The sequence below is a fragment of the Clostridium zeae genome (assembly GCF_017312485.1).
Classification (GTDB): domain Bacteria; phylum Bacillota; class Clostridia; order Clostridiales; family Clostridiaceae; genus Clostridium_AR; species Clostridium_AR zeae.
Genome location: NZ_BMBA01000002.1, coordinates 365,815 through 382,924 on the forward strand (window position 1 = coordinate 365,815; position 17,110 = coordinate 382,924).

13 protein-coding genes are annotated in these 17,110 nt (G+C 30.9%); 4 read left to right on the forward strand and 9 right to left on the reverse strand.

Annotated elements, in window-relative coordinates:
* Window positions 1-58: 58 nt before the first annotated feature.
* Window positions 59-943 carry a LysR family transcriptional regulator gene (locus J3477_RS11055; RefSeq protein WP_206870011.1) on the reverse strand — a complete coding sequence of 295 codons (885 nt, stop codon included), beginning with the start codon at window positions 941-943 and terminating at the stop codon, window positions 59-61.
* Window positions 944-1,115: 172 nt separating this feature from the next.
* Here J3477_RS11055 and J3477_RS11060 point away from each other — a divergent pair, with 172 nt between their 5' ends.
* The 3 genes from J3477_RS11060 to J3477_RS11070 all read left to right on the forward strand — a co-directional run bounded on the left by J3477_RS11060 (window position 1,116) and on the right by J3477_RS11070 (window position 3,909).
* Window positions 1,116-2,126, forward strand: coding sequence for a YeiH family protein (locus J3477_RS11060; RefSeq protein WP_206870012.1), 1,011 nt, complete (start codon window positions 1,116-1,118; stop codon window positions 2,124-2,126).
* Between the two features lie 153 nt (window positions 2,127-2,279).
* Window positions 2,280-2,888, forward strand: coding sequence for a histidine phosphatase family protein (locus J3477_RS11065; RefSeq protein ID WP_206870013.1), 609 nt, complete (start codon window positions 2,280-2,282; stop codon window positions 2,886-2,888).
* 259 nt (window positions 2,889-3,147) lie between these two features.
* Window positions 3,148-3,909 carry a DeoR/GlpR family DNA-binding transcription regulator gene (locus tag J3477_RS11070; RefSeq protein WP_206870014.1) on the forward strand — a complete coding sequence of 254 codons (762 nt, stop codon included), beginning with the start codon at window positions 3,148-3,150 and terminating at the stop codon, window positions 3,907-3,909.
* A 161-nt stretch (window positions 3,910-4,070) separates the two neighbouring features.
* Here J3477_RS11070 and J3477_RS11075 read toward each other — a convergent pair whose 3' ends face one another.
* The 6 genes from J3477_RS11075 to J3477_RS11100 form a co-directional block, all read right to left on the reverse strand.
* Window positions 4,071-4,451, reverse strand: a complete 381-nt coding sequence (locus tag J3477_RS11075; protein ID WP_206870015.1) for a DUF2500 domain-containing protein — start codon at window positions 4,449-4,451, stop codon at window positions 4,071-4,073.
* A 245-nt stretch (window positions 4,452-4,696) separates the two neighbouring features.
* Entirely contained in the window at window positions 4,697-6,433 is a 1,737-nt protein-coding gene (locus J3477_RS11080; protein ID WP_206870016.1) for an ABC transporter ATP-binding protein, read from the reverse strand.
* 12 nt (window positions 6,434-6,445) lie between these two features.
* Window positions 6,446-8,179: an ABC transporter ATP-binding protein gene (locus J3477_RS11085; protein WP_206870017.1), complete on the reverse strand. Its 1,734-nt coding sequence runs from the start codon at window positions 8,177-8,179 to the stop codon at window positions 6,446-6,448.
* 227 nt (window positions 8,180-8,406) lie between these two features.
* Entirely contained in the window at window positions 8,407-8,769 is a 363-nt protein-coding gene (locus tag J3477_RS11090) for a hypothetical protein (RefSeq protein ID WP_206870018.1), read from the reverse strand.
* Between the two features lie 101 nt (window positions 8,770-8,870).
* Window positions 8,871-9,323, reverse strand: coding sequence for a flavodoxin family protein (locus J3477_RS11095; RefSeq protein WP_206870019.1), 453 nt, complete (start codon window positions 9,321-9,323; stop codon window positions 8,871-8,873).
* A 249-nt stretch (window positions 9,324-9,572) separates the two neighbouring features.
* On the reverse strand, window positions 9,573-9,944 hold the full coding sequence (locus J3477_RS11100; protein WP_206870020.1) for an Hsp20 family protein: 372 nt from the start codon (window positions 9,942-9,944) through the stop codon (window positions 9,573-9,575).
* A gap of 477 nt (window positions 9,945-10,421) precedes the next feature.
* On the opposite strand from J3477_RS11100, the gene J3477_RS11105 reads away from it, so the two are divergent.
* Entirely contained in the window at window positions 10,422-13,565 is a 3,144-nt protein-coding gene (locus J3477_RS11105; protein ID WP_206870021.1) for an Ig-like domain-containing protein, read from the forward strand.
* Window positions 13,566-13,731: 166 nt separating this feature from the next.
* On the opposite strand, the gene J3477_RS11110 is transcribed toward J3477_RS11105, so the two are convergent.
* Both J3477_RS11110 and J3477_RS11115 read right to left on the reverse strand, forming a co-directional pair.
* Window positions 13,732-14,421, reverse strand: a complete 690-nt coding sequence (locus J3477_RS11110) for an ABC transporter ATP-binding protein (protein WP_206870022.1) — start codon at window positions 14,419-14,421, stop codon at window positions 13,732-13,734.
* Between the two features lie 21 nt (window positions 14,422-14,442).
* Window positions 14,443-16,926, reverse strand: a complete 2,484-nt coding sequence (locus tag J3477_RS11115; RefSeq protein WP_206870023.1) for an ABC transporter permease — start codon at window positions 16,924-16,926, stop codon at window positions 14,443-14,445.
* Window positions 16,927-17,110: the final 184 nt, after the last annotated feature.

Consider the following 17,110-nt stretch of genomic DNA (forward strand, 5'->3'; position numbering starts at 1 on the left):
AAACTAAAAAACTTCAAACATAGATTACGTAAGTATCCATTAAAATACCTATACTCATCTATCTTATGTTCTTATAAAAATTATAAAATTCTTCAATAAAATCTTCTAGATGATCTTTAATATAAACAAAGTTAAACTCTCTATAAATTTTAAACTCTTTAATGGGTACTACCTTTATATCACCGGATTCTATTTCGTTAAAAATAGTTTCTTTAGATAATATTGAGTATCCGAGATTTGTATTGATTAAAGATTTTATTGCGCTGATGCTTCCTATCTCCATATAGCCTGTTAACTCATTGTTTATAATATTTAATTTCTTTAACTTTTTTTCTAATATATTTCTAGTTCCCGAGCCCTTTTCCCTAAGTATTAACTCTCCTTTTAGCACTTCTTTCAAATCAACTTCTGTTCTTTTAGCAAATTGATGTTCTTTTGAAACCGCTAATACAAGCTCGTCATCCTTAAGCTTTTTATGTAAGAACTTATTTCTCTCAAAATCACCCTCAACAATTGCAAGATCAATATCTCCATTAGATAATTTATCTATTATGTTACTTGTATTACTAACCTGAAGAAATAGTTTAGTATTTGAATGTACTCTTTTATATTTTCCTAGAATAGCAGGAAGTATATAGCCTCCTATTGTCATACTGGCACCTATCTTATAAGTTCTATTAATAGCATTTTTATTTTTAAGTTCTACTTCAAGAGCCTTATAGTGAAGCTGAATTTCTTTCGAATGTTTATATAATATCTCACCCTCTTCAGTCAATTTAACTTCTTTTCCTTCTCTGTTAAATAACTTTACCTCATATTCCTCTTCTAAAAACCTAATATGCTGAGATACAGCAGGCTGAGTTACGTTTAAAATTTCAGAGGCCCTTGTAAAGTTTTTGAATTCTGCAACAGTCATAAAAGTTTTTAATCTTACATCAATCATATTGCCTCCAAATATAATATTTACTTATATAAAATAATAACATATAAATTTTACTTATGGTAATATAAAAACTTCTAATTGGATTTTTCTTTACGATAATACTATATTAAAGATGCGCCAATAAACTTGACGATGTAACTTACACTATTATTTTAAAAAGGAGTATTTCATTATGAATTGGTTAAAGAAAAACTTACAAGGAATTGTTTTTCCCTTCATTATAGCTTTAGTTGCTAATCTGTTAGGTTATAAGTTTCCAATAATAGGAGGTGCTGTATTTGGAATTGTTATAGGTATAATTATAAACAATATTTTTAAGACTCCTGAAAAATATTCAGAGGGAATAGATTTTACTTCAAAGAAAATATTGCAATGGTCCATTGTAATTCTAGGGGCTGGACTGAGTTTAAAACAGGTTTGGTATACAGGAACAGAATCTGTTTACGTTATGTTTTTCACTTTACTAACTGCTTTCGTTACAGCTTTTATATTTGGCAAACTTTTAAATATACCTTGGAAATTAAAATCTCTTATAGCTGTTGGAACCGCTATTTGTGGAGGTTCAGCCATTGCTTCAATCTCTCCAATTATTGAAGCAGATGATAGCGAAGTCTCCTACTCGATCTCAACAATATTTTTGTTTAACATATTAGCAGTACTTATATTTCCCCCTTTAGGCCATATGCTTAAGCTTTCAAATAAAGCCTTTGGACTATGGGCAGGTACAGCTATTAATGATACTTCATCAGTTGTTGCAGCAGGATATGCCTTTAGTAACATAGCTGGAGAGTATTCTACCATAGTTAAACTTACACGAACTACCATTATAATTCCTATAGCAATAATATTTTCTATTATAATGGCTATACAGAAAAAGAAATCTGTTGTTAGTGCTGATAATTCCGTAAATTTAAATCTATCAAAAATATTTCCGTGGTTTATACTATGGTTCTTAGCTAGCTCACTACTCAATACTTTAGGATTTTTTTCCGAGAACTCAATAAAATATATAAACAGCATTGGAAAGTTTATGATAGTAATGGCTCTATCTGCTGTAGGACTTAAATCTGACTTTAAGAAAATGATAAGCAGTGGATTTAAACCTATCTTACTAGGACTTATTGTTTGGCTTTCAGTAAGTATTGTTAGTCTTATTGTTCAGGCCTTTACTCATCAATTATAAAAACTTATATAGTAAATACTTTAACAACAAACTCTTGTCTTATATAACCGTATTGACTTATAAATTATCTACGTATAATATAAATTTATATTTAATGCTAGAGAAAACCTTGGCAGGCGAATAATTTTTATAACAATAATTTCGGGGGGAAAAATGAAGACTACTTTGTATTTAGTAAGACATGGCGAAACAAAGTGGAACACTGAAGGAAGGTTTCAGGGTTGCATCGATATAGAGCTTTCAGATAATGGATTTAATCAAGCAAGAAAGTTAAAAGATAGATTAAAATATTCTTTTGATTATGTTTATACCAGCCCACTTAGCAGAGCTAAAAAAACTGCTGAAACTATTTGTGAAGATACAACTATAAAACCAATTGAAGAATTTAATTTAAGAGAAATAAACTTTGGAGATTGGGAAGGATTAACTATCACTGAAATAAAAGAAACCTACTCTGAAGAATTCCTAAAATGGAAGCAAGATGAGCTTCTTGGCCCTATATGTGGTGGAGAGCAATCTATCAAAGCAGCAAGTGATAGAGCGCAAAAGGCTATATTAAAAATTGTCCAAGAACATAAAGGTTCAAGAATTGTTATAGTCGCTCATGGAGGCATAATTAAAGCTGCTCTTATAGGACTTTTTGAATGGAAGATGAATATGTATCATAAGTTTAATCTAGGAAATACATCCATTAACGAAATTACTTTCAATGATAAATTAGAACCTAGAATGGTTTCAATAAATGATTTGAATCATCTATAGTTCTATTTTACCTATGGCTTTATTGATAAGTTTCTAATTTATCAATAGGCCTTTAATTTTTATCATTTCTTATCATTTCAATCTCTCACTAAATTGTTTTTAAAATATAGATTCGTTGTATTAATGCTGCATTATCTTAGCCTATGATTTTGAAACTGGATTACTTATTAGTAATTTTGGGCTATAATATAACTAGTGTTTAAGATAATAAATGATAATGAACAATACTATTGATTATTCATATAGAGGAGTACGATTTATGTTTGCAGAAGAACGATTAAATGAAATATTAGACTTGCTATCAAAAGATGGTAAGATATTAGTTAAAGATCTAAGCATTAGATTTAATGTTACTGAAGGTATGATAAGAAAGGATCTTCAGAAACTAGAAAAGGATGGTGCTATTAAAAGAACTTATGGTGGTGCTATTTTAAAAAGAAACATTGCTGAAAGCACAAGTATTTCAAATAGATTAATTAAAAACTTGGAATCTAAGAGGATTATAGCAGAAAAAGCTTTTGACTTAATTGAGGAAAATGACACTATATTTCTAGATGTATCAAGTATTAACTTTGTGCTTGCTGAGCTTATCGCAAGCAGTACAAAAAAGTTTACAGTTATAACTAATATGGTTGAAATAACCTCTGTTTTTAATGATTCATCTAATGTCAATATAATTTGCATAGGCGGAACTTATAATAAGAGTCTTGGTGGTATAATTGGCTCTGAAGCTATAGAAAGTATTAGAAGATACAGAGTAAATAAAGCTTTTATGGGTAGCTGCGGTATAAACCTTTCTGATAGAACCATAAGCAATTTCGACCTAGAGGAAGGCAATACAAAAAAAGCTATAATGTCTTCTGCTAGAACTGTTTATATACTAATAGAAAATGAAAAATTCAATATAGATGGTACTTATAAATTTGCTGATTTAGATGATATTGATTATATAATCACCGAAGAAAAACCAGCTTCTAAGATATATGAAGCAATAAAAAAGTTTAATATTAAACTAATTTAAACTCACTGGAAACATTGAAATCTCTAGATTTATTACTTATAAAAATTTTATATTTTATTTTAAAGTAAAAAACTTCTCTTTATTGATGTTTTTCAATCTTGAGAAGTTTCTTTTTTCATTAACTCATAATTATATAGAATTAATATAAGTAGTCACAAAATCTAATTTCTTTGAAAATCCTTGAACCAAGTTCCTTGGTATGTTAACTTTCCCTTATCTCCTTCTACTAATAGACCATACATTCTTCCACTTAGTGAAAGTTCTAGTCTTTCACCGTGCTCAGTTTCAAAGGTTATGTAATAAGTTGTACTGCTTGAAGTATGCATTGCATTATTATCTCCGGTATTATGAGTATGGTGCGATACATCTATCCTTTTGGCTATAACCTTAGCATCTACTGTTATGATTGGTGATTTAGCATTTTTAGCTGCTTCAGCTATGTTTTTCCCTAAAGCAAAAATAAATAATCCAAACATTAGAATAAACATCAACATAAAAAATGGTGGCATACCACCAAAAAATGAACCAGCTTGATCGTACATAAAAACCTCCTTATTATTATTGGTTAAAATTGCCCTTATACTTATTTTTATGTATTATTATTCTACATATGAATAATTTTTCCTTTACCATTTATTATATTATTTCTTCATATAGAAATTAAAAAATAGTTTTAGATAATGAACAAAAAAATGCATATGTCAACTTGTAAATTCAACAAATTATTCATACACATTTTATGTTTCTATTTAATTATTTTTATGCTTTAGATGCATTAATGCCAAGTCTAATTAGCCACTGCATACTGACTATTATATAGCTTTGCATAGAAACCTTTTTTCATAAGAAGCTCATCATGATTTCCTTGTTCTATTATCTTACCATCTTTCATAACAAGAATTAAATCTGCTTCTCTTATGGTAGAAAGTCTATGTGCTATAACAAAACTTGTTCTTCCCTTCATAAGTGATAAGAACGCTTTTTGTATTCTAGCTTCTGTTAAGGTGTCAATACTACTTGTTGCTTCATCCAGAATAAGCATAGATGGATTCATAAGCATAACTCTAGCTATAGTTAATAGCTGTCTTTGCCCTTGTGAAAGATTAGCTCCATCTTCGGTTATTAATGTATCATATCCCTTTGGAAGTCTCTTTATAAAACTATGTGCATAAGCAGCTTTTGAGGCATTTATTATTGCTTCATCTGATGCATCAGATTTTCCATAGGCTATGTTTTCCCTTATGGTTCCAGCAAAAAGCCAACTTTCTTGAAGTACCATTCCAAAGGAACTTCTAACACTTTCCTTGGTTACTTCTTTAATATCTTTTCCATCTATTAATATTTTACCTTTGTCAATTTCATAAAATCTCATAAGCAAATTCACTAAAGTAGTTTTACCGGCACCAGTTGGTCCAACTATAGCTACTGTACTACCAGGTTTTATATTCATAGTCAATCCTTCAATCAAAGGTCTATCCTTCTTATAGGAAAAACTTACATTCTTAAATTCTACTTTTCCGTCTGCTTTATTTATGGATTGTTTATCCTGTTCTGATGACTCTCCCTGTTCGTCCAATATAGCAAATACCCTCTCTGCTGAGGCCATAGCAGATTGAAGCTGCGTTGCTATACTTGTTATATCATTTATTGGTTTTGCAAATTGATTTGAATAGATTAAGAAACTTGAAATCTTTCCTATAGAAAGCCCTCCAGCTACAGAAACAATTGCTCCTATTATTCCTGAAAGAATATAAGTAATATTATTTATATATCTTGTACCTGGATTAGTTAAGGAGGAGAAAAACTGAGCTTTTCTACCACATTCGTATAACCTTTCATTAATCTCTTTAAAAGCTTCCTCTGATCTTTCTTCATAATTAAAAGCTTTAACTATTTTTTGATTACCAATTATTTCTTCTATATATCCATTTAACTCCCCTAGAGTCTTGGACTGTTCTTTGAACATCTTCTTAGAACTCTTAGCTATAAAGGAAGACAATAAAAAACATAATGGTGTCATAACAACTACCACTAAAGTTATCGTTGGACTTAAGTCTATCATAAATATTAAAGCTCCAACAAAGGTTATTACTCCTGAAAATAGCTGAGTTATCCCTTGTAGCAACCCCTCAGAAATTGCATCTATATCATTAGTAAATCTGCTTATTATATCTCCATTAGCTTTACTATCATAGTACTTAAGTGGCATGGTATTTAATTTTTCAAACAACTCATCTCTAATATCTTTAACAGTTCTATTTGATATCACATTTGTAAAGATAGATAAAAACCATTGAAGCACTGCACTTAAACCGTATATTATCGAAAGAAATGCTACTATCTTTAATATAGCCGAAAAGTTTACTTGTCCTTTCTTAACCATGTAGTCTATAGCCTTACCAGTAAAGAAAGGAGCCACTATTGAAAGTATGTTGCTTGTTAGCGCAAAGGCTATAACAAGAATCAATTGAATTCTATATTTCTTTACATATTTAAGTATCCTTATTAAGGTTCTATTTTTCATAATCACGACCTCCTACTTCTCAACCTGAGAGAGGCAAATTTCTTTATATACTTCACAGGTTCCTATAAGTTCTTTATGTGTGCCCAAACCAACTTGTTCACCATCATCTAAAACCAAGATCAAATCAGCATCCTTTACTGCATTAACTCTTTGAGAAACCATAACCAAAGTCATGCTGCCAGTATTATCTTTAAGTTCCTTTCTAAGTGCAGCATCAGTTGCATAATCCAATGCACTAGAGCTATCATCTAAAATAAGAATCTCCGGTTTCTTTACTAAAGCCCTTGCAATTGTAAGCCTTTGCTTCTGCCCTCCAGAAAGATTAGTTCCGCCTTGAGAGATTTGAGTATCATATCCAAGCTCAAGTTTTTCGATAAATTCTGCGGCTTGTGCTATCTTTGCTGCTTTTTTTATTTCCTTATCAGAAGCATCCTTAAGTCCCCATTTCAGATTTTCCTTTATACTTCCCGAAAACACCACAGCCTTTTGAGGAACTATACCTATTTTTTCTCTAAGTTTTACTTGGTCATAATTTTGGACTTTAATACCATTTATCTTTATGTAACCATCATCAGCATCATAAAATCTAGGTATAAGGTTTATTAGTGTACTTTTTCCTGATCCAGTAGCTCCTATTATCCCAAATGTTTGTCCTTTACTTAACTTAAAAGAGATATCTTTTAACGCATATTCCTTTGATCCTTTATAAGTAAAAGATACATTTTTAAGTTCTATTGCATCACTGCATAGATTGCTTTCATCTATTTCTCCTGATCCTAAAGAAACTTTTGGATCTACTATTGAGCCTTTAGTATCCAAGATTTCATTAACACGTGCGGCTGAAGCTGCTGCCTTTGTAAAAGTAACCACTAGATTAGCCACTACTACTAATGCAGAAAATATCTGTATAACATAATTTATATAAGCAATAACCTGTCCTTGAGTCATTCCACCTATGTTTACACGGAAGCCTCCAAACCATATTATAGCTACAATAGCAAAATTCATTATTATAGAAGTTGCTGGATTCATTAAGGCTGCAATACTACCTACTCTCACAGCAGTATCAGACAAATCTTTATTAGAAGTTTTAAATCTGTCTTTTTCATACTCAACTTTATCAAAAGCTCTAACAACTCTAACACCTGATAGGTTCTCTCTCAGTATCACTGCCAGTCTATCAAGTTTTCCTTGCACCTTTTTATATAACGGAATTGATTTTCTCATTACCGAAAATAAAACTAATGCAAATACAGGCAGTATGATGAGTATTACTATTGATAATTTTAAATCTAATAGCATAGCCATCACTATACCTCCAATGCATAAGAACGGCGCCCTAACAACCAAACGAATCCACATAGCTACTGCTACTTGTAATTGGTTTACATCATTAGTTGTCCTATTTATTAAGGAGGCTGTTCCAAAGCTATCAATCTCTGCATGTGAAAATGTTCCTATATGTTTAAAGATAGCATTTCTTACTACAGTTCCAAAGCCTTGAGATGCGATGGAGGCAAAGTACTGACAAGTAAAAGCAAACATAACTCCCAATGTAGCTATTAAAAGCATAAGTGCTCCCATCTTAAGAATATAGTTTACATCCCTATTCTTCACACCGTTATCAATCACCAATGCCATTATCGTTGGAATCATCAATTCAAATATAGCTTCTAAAAGTTTAAAAAATTGTCCTAAGAATACATTTTTCTTATAGTTTTTTAAAAAAGGTATTAATTTAAGCATACTGTCTCCTCCTTGAATGCTCCTAAGTAAATCTAATTCAAGGTTTACTTGATATCATATAAGTATTTCTTTTGATTAAATTAATAGTGCTTGATTTTCTAACAAGTTAAATTAATTTTGCATTTAAGAACTCTTTAATTATAACAAACATCAGATCATATGAAAAATTTTTATAATATCTTAATCTTAAGGTTTTCTTATTCAGAAAAAAATAAGCCGGATTCATTTTATAAATCCAACTTATTTTTGCAGTGACTACAAGTATTATTATTGTCATCCAACTTGCTTCCACAATAATAACAATATTCTATTTTGGGCTTAATATTTTGTTCTTTTCTAATTTGCCTTTCAGCGGCTCTTCTCTTGCTACTCCAGTTGCATATTGAGAAAATATAAGATAATAAGATAAATAGTCCTATTTCTACTAATTTTGAAAAATGAATTGTAGAAAAACTTACTTTTCCAGATAAAAGAGAGAAAATATCCCTTCCAAAGACAACTAAAATAGTCAATATCATCGATATAGAAATATATGTGCCTTTACCTAATCTTTCGAAGCTTTCCCATTGAGTTTTATCATCAACTTTCAATTTTTTCCCCCTGTAACATTTAGATTATGCTTTTAAAAGCATACCATATAATCCAAATACTAACAATAAGGTTAAATAACAAATATCAATTAAGCTTTCACTTATAGATTATTATCACAGATGTTCTTAACAAAATCTTTTGCTGCCTTTAAATCCACTTCATCAGGATGATTTTTGGATACTCCTCCAATAAGCTTAAAAGGACCAAAAGTATCCCATCCTTTGCAAGAAAAGTTTCCAAGTATTTTTGCGTCTTTTGAATTAAGAATATCTAAAACTGCCTTATGATTTTTCGTAGAACCGCTGTCATTAGTTGAAAATACAAATACCTTTTTATCTTTTAAATTTGCATTTTCTATTAAATCAACCATCTTTTTATTAAAACCAAAAGCATATATTCCTGATCCAAAGCCAATTAAGTCATACTTAGAGAAATCTATTGACTTCGCTTGTACTTCTTCTAGCACCTCAGCATTTATAGCTTCACTCATTGCTAAAGCAACTTTTTTAGTATTTCCATGATGATAAGAACTGTAAATAATTATAGTTTTCATATTACCCACTCCTTAAAATTATAAAATTAAATTTTGCATTATTAAATTTTATAAAATCTATTCACAAGAATAATATTATACCATCTGAATATAAAAGTAAACATGATTAATTGCTTTATGCACTTACTAATATAAATTTTAAAAACGTAAAAGTTATGCACATTTAAAAATTATTTTAATAATTAATTTTCAAACATACATAACTTAGCACTAAATATCTTATTTTATTAAAAAACTGATATTTAAAAGTTATTCAAGTTTTTCTTGCTCATCGTACTGGTCTACTTCAACTATAACTTTATTTTTAATACTGAGGATATTTTTAGGTAAGCTAATGATCAGATTTCCATTTTCAAACTTACCAGTTATACTTTTAGAATCCACATTAGGGACATAAAAATTCTTTCGAATGTCATTTACAGTTTGAACCATAAAAAAAGTACCATATCCTCCGCTTCTATTAACTTTATTGACTCTTACAGTTATAGTTAAATAGTCATTTTCATAGTTTAAGTTTATATTATTTCTCTGCACCCCCAAAATTTTTCCTACTACTACGTATTTGTCGTCTAGGTCTAGCATCTTTAACTCAACCTTATTTTCATTTTTATTATTCATCATACTAAGTAATCCCAAAATCATTCAATCTACCTCAATAAAATTACTTTCATTTTATTGTATTTTTAAATTTTCTATTTGTTCATACATAGTAATTATTTTTACTCTTCTTTTCTAATTGTTCTCCATACGTAAAAATCATTATAATAATTATTACTTATACATAAAGCCAAAATTTACGAACATTTTTTATTTTATTCAACAAATTATTCAACATAATTCTATTTCCTCTTAGAATATTTTAATATAAATTAACTTTCAAAAGGCATTGACTAAGCTGCATATTTTAAGTTTTATTTACATAATTTAAATTTACATTAATTGATATTTATTAAATTTAACATCCATTGATTATTCGTGTTTATAATGTTATAATTTCATTGGATTGATTTACCATATTATACTTATATACCAACAAATACATTTTATTTCATTTAACCATCTCAATCTACTAATAAAAATTAAGGGGGATTACACTTAATGTCACTAAAAAAAATGATGTCGCGAAAATCATTAATGGCTATTTCACTTTCTATAGCCTTAACGATTGAATTAACTGGTTTCTCTGTACCTTTTGTAAGCGGTACCCTAAAAGTTGCTAAAGCTGCCGAAACTGCTCCATATACATGGAATAATACAATTCCTGTAAAGACACCACTTGCTGGTGCTAAAAATAATGGAAAGTTAGTTTTATTTGACAACGCTCACGATAACGCTGCTGGTCAAGCAGACTGGGTAATAGATGGAGGCTTTTCAGATTTTGCTGATGCACTTGTAAATCAAGGCTACACTGTAAAAGAATATAGAGGTGTGGATAAAAACAATGATGGTGCTATAAGGTTCTATGATGATCGGAACTTGACTGCTGACCAGGAAGGCACTTCTGCTGATAAAAATGAAGCACTAATAACCTACGATGCAATTAAGGATGCCGATGTCTTTGTAACAGCAGAAGCAAACAGACCTTTTAGAAAATCTGAGTACGACGCCTTAAAGAAATTTGTTGACTCTGGAAAAGGAGTTTACTTTATTGGCGATCACTATAATGGAGACAGAAATTTAAATACATGGGATTCAACAGAAGTTTATGACGGATATAACAGATGTGACAGTATAAGTTATAATATGGGTGGAGTTTACGGAGACCTAAGAAATACAAAAGATGCTTCTAAAGGTTGGCTTGCAGAAAACTTCGGATTAAGATTTAGATTTAACGCTGGGGACTCAAACCCATTAAATTCTGGACAAACTGGCCCTACAGATATAAGACCAGCTTCAGAAGCTGAAGGTTTAACAGACGGTGTTGTAGGGGAAAAGATACTTGTAGCAGCTGGGTCAACAATTTCAATTACAGATCCTAGCAAAGCTAAAGGAATTATTTACTTTAAAGATTCTGATGATTTAGTACCTTGGAGTAGCGGTGTGGAAAATTCTCATGGTGGAAAAAGCATATACTTTGGTGGTCAAAAAGAAGGTGCTTTCGTTGCTATCTCTAAACCAAGCAAAGGAAGAGCTGCCTTTATTGGAGACTCATCACCTATTGAAGATAAGACACCAAAATATAAAAATGCTACAAATGGTAGTACAAAATCAACTTATAATGGTTGGAACGATCTTGGAAATGCAGCTAAATTATCTGTTAACATCGTTAACTGGCTAGCAGATTCATCTCAAGACTATGTTGGCTTTGGTACCGCTTCACATCCTTCAGATGTATATGGTGCTACATTTACTCCAATGGCTGACGTAGAAAAATCAGATCCAGATAACGGACAACCTTGGTCAGCTCCAAGCAATGGCTTCGATCCATGGAACACTGATACTTGGAAACCAGGTTCCTATGGTGCTCCATATTTAACTACACCTGTGACCGACCCAAGCCAATATACCTTTAACTTATCACTTTACCCATCCTATATATACAAAAACGAACCTTTTGCTATAACCATAGGGGGAGTTGGCTCAAGCCCTAGTTTAGGTATGTACTTAACCGGAGGTACTCAGGTTGGTCAGGTTTATGACAAGGCCTCAAACACTTGGTCTGCTTCAAATTACACTACCTTAAATGGCAACGCTCCTATTACCGTAACCACTAGAGCAGTTAACACAGGTTCTGATGGAGTTATTAACATAAGAGTTAGAAACGGAAAAACTAATACTGATACTAAAACTGCTACAAGCTTAACTAGCGGATATGGATATATCGAAGGTACTGTTGACGGAACTCCAGGAAGCATAGTTGCTGCAAATCTAAACGGAACCATACTTGGAACAGCTCAATTAGATGATTCTAATCACGTTAAGATAGCTGTTAAATCAGGTACAGGAATAACTTTGAGTGTTTATAATTCAAATGGAACTAAAAAGGTTGACTTACCAAATATATATACAGTTGAAGACGGAAAAACTACTCCTTTAATTACAGTTATACCTAAGTCAAGTAATGCAAATTTAAGTTCCTTAACTGTTAATATAAATGATACTTCAACCACAGCTATATCACCCGAATTTTCATCTACAATATTAAATTACAATACAACTGTGGACTACTCAGTAACCTCTGTATCGATAACACCAGTTGTTGCAGATCAAAAGGCATCAATTACTGTAAATGGTACTTCACTTGAAGGCGGCAAATCAATCCTTTCAGATCTTGCTGTTGGCGATAATTTAAATACTATCTCTGTAACTGCTGAAGATGGAACTACTAAGGGATATACCTTAAATATAAAAAGAGATATCTGTCATCCTTCTAAGGTTGAGCTTAGTACTACAGCCATAAAACTTAAGCAAGGTGAAGCTTCAAATATTTCAGCTACAGTTACTCCAGATGAAGCACAAAATAAAGCTGTAAAATGGACTTCAAGCGATACATCAATAGCGTCAGTAGATGAGAATGGAAAAATAACAGCAGTAAATGCAGGTGAAGTAACAATCACAGCTACCACTGTTGATAATAATATTTCGGCTACTTGCGCTGTTACGGTTATACCTAAATCAAGCAATTCTAACCTTAGTTCTTTAACTTTGCGAACTAGTGATTCCAGTATTATAGCTTTATCACCATCCTTCGAAGCTAACAAATTAAATTACAATGCAACTGTTAGTTACTCTGTATCATCAATTGTAGTAGCACCAGTTGTAGCTGATGAAACAGCTAGAGTTTCCGTAAACGGAACTGCTTTACTTACTGACAATTTAACTATACCTACTCTTGCAGTTGGAGACAATTTAATTAGTATAGTAGTAACTGCAGAAGATGGAACAAAGAAGGAGTACACTGTAAATGTAAAAAGAGATGTTTGTCATCCTACTAAGGTTCAACTTAATAGTACAAGTTTACAATTAAGAAAGAAGGATACATTTACTCTTACTGCTACCGTAACACCTGTTGAAGCTGTAAATAAAGCTGTAACATGGTCTTCTAGTAATCCTTCAGTTGCTACCGTTGATCAGAACGGAAAAATAACCGCAATAAGCAAAGGTGACACAACGATAACTGTTACTACCGCTGATGGAGGTTACACAGCAACTTGTGAAGTAAAAGTCTCACAAAAACCAATAACTTTAAAGGATATAATATCTGGTATATTTGAATTTCTTAAAGATATATTTGGCCTTTAAAAATTATATTTTCTTATAATTTCAAAGCATTACTCAAATATACCCAATAACCAAAATAAGCACTATGAATTTTTAATTCATAGTGCTTTAAATTTCTTAATAAATCATTTATCCATATTAAACTCTATAAAATTCCAACTTAAACTATTAAGTTATCTTTATAATTCTAAGAAGCCACTTCTTCCTTTGTCTGAATCTCTCCATCTTTTAACCTTAGTATAGAGGTTCCATAGTACGCTGCCTCTTGTGAATGAGTAACTTGAATTATAGTTTTACTTAAATTTTTATTTATATTTTGGAACAGCTTCATTATGTCCGTTCCAGTCTTCGAGTCTAGGTTACCAATAGGCTCATCTGCTAAAATAATATCTGGTTCAAACACCAAAGCTCTAGCTATAGCTACCCTTTGCTGCTGTCCTCCTGAAAGCTCTCTTGGAGTAACCTTTCTTTTATGACTCATCTCTATTGTATCTAAAATTTCTTTTAATTTTTCTTCATGTTTCTTCAAAGGCTTTCCATCAAGTATTATAGGCAATAAAATATTATCTTCTACAGTTAAGTTAGGAACAAGATTATAAAACTGAAACACAAAACCTATCTCTCTTCTTTTCATAATGCTTTTCTGCTTTTCATTTAAAGAACTTAAATCTCTTCCATTTATGTTAACTACTCCACTAGTAGGCTTATCTAACCCACCAAGTAGGTATAATAAAGTGGATTTCCCACATCCTGAAGGTCCCATTATAGATAAAAACTCACCTTTTTCTACAGAAAAGTTAATATCTTTCAGTACCTCTATCTTCTCTTTTCCAACTTTAAAACTTTTATTTAAATCAAAAACCTCGATTGATCTCATATAATTCCTCCTACGGATATTTTACTCATATTTTAATTCATCTATAATAGACAGTTTTCTGCTCTTAAACAGTACTGGTAATGTTGCTAAAAATACTAAAATTAAAGAAACACTAAGCACTACAGGCATATAAGAAATGTCAAACTTAATATCTAGCGGTAGTCCTATTTTGTCAGTTATCTTTGACATTAAGGATGAAGTAAGGTACGCAAGCGGAGTTACAATTACCACTGCCCATATAACCGAGAGTATTGATTCTACTATAATCATAACACCTCTTTGCCCCTTAGTCATACCAACAGAACTCAAAACAGCCATATCCTTCTTTCTTTGAATAAAACTAATTCCTATGTTGTTAAGCATTCCAAAGCACCCTATAACAACTGCCATATAAGAAAATATGCTTAATATGGTCATAAGCTGATCATTTTGCTCTATATTTCTATCTCTAGTTTCTTCAAAGGTTCTTACCTGCCCACCTAGCCCTTTAACTTCTTTATTTATATTTTCCTTTATATCTTTAGAGCTCTTTGAAGTATTAAAATAAATTGAGTATGAAGCTGAATCATAATATTCTTTGGGAAGTACTTTGTAATTCATTAATATGAATATACCGTTATTTAGCATCTTTCCATCAACTATTCCTACAATTTTATAAGCTTTAGTTGTATTTCTAAGCTTCATATCAAAGGTATCACCTACAGCTAATTTGGTCTTTTCCGCAACTTTTTTTGTTAGTATTATTTCATCGCTAGCTCCATTCTTAAATTTATCATAAATATCTTTATTATTTTTTTCTTCCCAATTTATATAATGATCATAATCAGTATATTTATCAGGTTCAACAGCCATTACTTGAAATACCTCTTCCTTTATACTCCCATTAGCATAGTACATAAATTGGATTGAATCCTTATCTACACCGTCAGTTTTAAGGACTACTTCTTTTATTTTATCTAAATTACCAACAACCCCAGTACCTGAACCATTTATTTCTATACTATAATTCAATTTTTCATATATTCCACTCACTAAGGTTTTAACATTTACACTTAATGAATTTATAGTAATTATGGATACAATAGCTAATATCATAAGATTAACATTTCCAAGCAAAACCTTAGAGGTTCTCATGTTGTTAAAAGAAAGTGCCATAGAACCATTGATTTTTCTTAGTACTATGTAGATACCCCTAGATAGAAAATCTACAAGCTTTGGGAATACAAGCATTGCAGCTGCAACTGCTGTAATCATTAAAATAGGGCTAATATTTACAACTAATTTGCTATTAATTGAATTTAACATTATGACTACAATAAGCATTACAAGCCCTAATATAAACTTCCCATATCCAATATCATTTACTGTACTTGGATTATTCAAAATAACATTCTTAATTTCTAATCTTCTTGTTTTAATTACTGGTAATGCAGCAGATAGTACTGACAGTAGTACTGAAAATATCATACCAAATATCAAATATTTAATATTAATATTGGGCTTTTCAATTATTCCATACTCCCTTAGCGGAGAAATAAAGTAATTTATAATATATAAAATACCTACACCTGAAGCGTTTCCTATGATGCCGCCAAGGATACCATATACCAAACTTTCAATATAAAGAATTCTTCTTATGGTTCCTCTCGTAGCACCTTGGCTTAAGAATGTACCTATTATAGGCATTCTTTCAGTTATTGTAAGCTTAAAGGAACTATATATTATTATAGCACTCATGAAAACTACAATTGCGAGCATCATATAAAACATACTAGTAATTTGAGACAACTGAGACTTTACTTGTTCTTCATTAAAAAGTTCCTTTGTAGAAAACTTTGTATTTGCGTCATTAAACTCTTTCACAGAATCTTTTATTGAATCTTTTGATTTATTTGCTATTATGTAATTGTATTTTCCGTCTACACCAAGCTTTTTAGATATGAATTTATAGGGAACAGTGACTTGAAAAGAATCCTTACTATCCATGTAAAAAGCACCTTCATTTGCTGCTATCGCAGATATCTTCAAGGATATCCTTTCACCATTTAAAATTATTTTTAGATTATCCCCGACACCGAGCTTAAATTTATCACTTATTCTTTTTGAAATTATGCATTTTTCTCCTTCAAAATCCTTAAGCTCCTTATTTATAACCAGTATGCTTTTATCAATATACTTTTCTTCTCTTCCGCTAAGATTAAGTGCTTGCAAATCATCACTATCATACACCACAGATACATTAAGTTCTGGCACTAAATTCTTAACACCTATTTCATTTATGTTTTCCATGGAAAAAGTACTTTCTCCAATTTTGGATGATATATATACGTCTTTATTTTCTAATTGTTCTAGTTGAGGTTTTACAAAACTTTCGATTGCAGCTTCAACCGCTCCCATGCTTCCCACAAAAAGTGCAGTACTTAAAATTATTGCTAAGAGTAATAGTAAAAATCTTGCTTTCTTTTCTATCATGCTTTTTGCAACATACTTTAAAAATATCTTCATTTCTTACCTCCATCGAAAAAATGTCTACCGGCATATATTATCATACATTATTTGGGTTTTGTGTAATATTAAGTTTTATTCATTAAATCTTAAGCTTTTATTAAGATTTAGGATACTTTACTGAATATTAACTATTTATATTTTACCCTTATTTATATGTACATATAAAAACTCTTCATATCTT

What these genes read in the sequence shown, in the direction of transcription:
- J3477_RS11055 (WP_206870011.1), bottom strand. Translation starts at nt 943, where the DNA reads ATGATTGATGTAAGATTAAAAACTTTTATGACTGTTGCAGAATTCAAA.
- J3477_RS11060 (WP_206870012.1), top strand. Translation starts at nt 1,116, where the DNA reads ATGAATTGGTTAAAGAAAAACTTACAAGGAATTGTTTTTCCCTTCATT.
- J3477_RS11065 (WP_206870013.1), top strand. Translation starts at nt 2,280, where the DNA reads ATGAAGACTACTTTGTATTTAGTAAGACATGGCGAAACAAAGTGGAAC.
- J3477_RS11070 (WP_206870014.1), top strand. Translation starts at nt 3,148, where the DNA reads ATGTTTGCAGAAGAACGATTAAATGAAATATTAGACTTGCTATCAAAA.
- J3477_RS11075 (WP_206870015.1), bottom strand. Translation starts at nt 4,451, where the DNA reads ATGTACGATCAAGCTGGTTCATTTTTTGGTGGTATGCCACCATTTTTT.
- J3477_RS11080 (WP_206870016.1), bottom strand. Translation starts at nt 6,433, where the DNA reads ATGAAAAATAGAACCTTAATAAGGATACTTAAATATGTAAAGAAATAT.
- J3477_RS11085 (WP_206870017.1), bottom strand. Translation starts at nt 8,179, where the DNA reads ATGCTTAAATTAATACCTTTTTTAAAAAACTATAAGAAAAATGTATTC.
- J3477_RS11095 (WP_206870019.1), bottom strand. Translation starts at nt 9,323, where the DNA reads ATGAAAACTATAATTATTTACAGTTCTTATCATCATGGAAATACTAAA.
- J3477_RS11100 (WP_206870020.1), bottom strand. Translation starts at nt 9,944, where the DNA reads ATGATGAATAATAAAAATGAAAATAAGGTTGAGTTAAAGATGCTAGAC.
- J3477_RS11105 (WP_206870021.1), top strand. Translation starts at nt 10,422, where the DNA reads ATGTCACTAAAAAAAATGATGTCGCGAAAATCATTAATGGCTATTTCA.
- J3477_RS11110 (WP_206870022.1), bottom strand. Translation starts at nt 14,421, where the DNA reads ATGAGATCAATCGAGGTTTTTGATTTAAATAAAAGTTTTAAAGTTGGA.
- J3477_RS11115 (WP_206870023.1), bottom strand. Translation starts at nt 16,926, where the DNA reads ATGAAGATATTTTTAAAGTATGTTGCAAAAAGCATGATAGAAAAGAAA.